This window comes from Streptomyces sp. CHD11 (assembly GCF_018638295.1).
Taxonomy (GTDB): Bacteria; Actinomycetota; Actinomycetes; order Streptomycetales; family Streptomycetaceae; genus Streptomyces.
Genome location: NZ_JABTTS010000197.1, coordinates 1 through 305 on the forward strand (window position 1 = coordinate 1; position 305 = coordinate 305).

Genomic DNA, 305 nt, shown 5'->3' on the forward strand with positions numbered 1-305 from the left:
GGAGTCGTGGTCGAGCCACCAGAAGGAGTGCACGGTCGGGTCAGGCGTCATGCCGAAGGCTCCTCGTCGGCCGGTCTGTCGCTCGGAGTCGTGGTGGCCGCCTCGTCGATGCCAGGCATGCCGTCGGCCAGACCGAGCACCGCACCCACGGAGCGGGGAACGAGCAGGCGGGCCACCTCCACGAGATCCGGGGTGGCGGCGGCAGGATCGTCAGCGGCTGCGGCAACCTCCTCGGGGTACAGCTCTCCGCCCGGTACGAGGCCCGACGGCCCTTCCCTCTCGGTTGCCTCCTCGCAGGGGTCGGG

Annotated in this window: 1 protein-coding gene; it reads right to left on the reverse strand. The window is 71.8% G+C overall.

Annotated features, from left to right (window positions below):
* Positions 1-47: 47 nt before the first annotated feature.
* The coding region (locus HTV45_RS33745) for a hypothetical protein (protein WP_215209664.1) at positions 48-305 on the reverse strand (258 nt) is incomplete at its 5' end.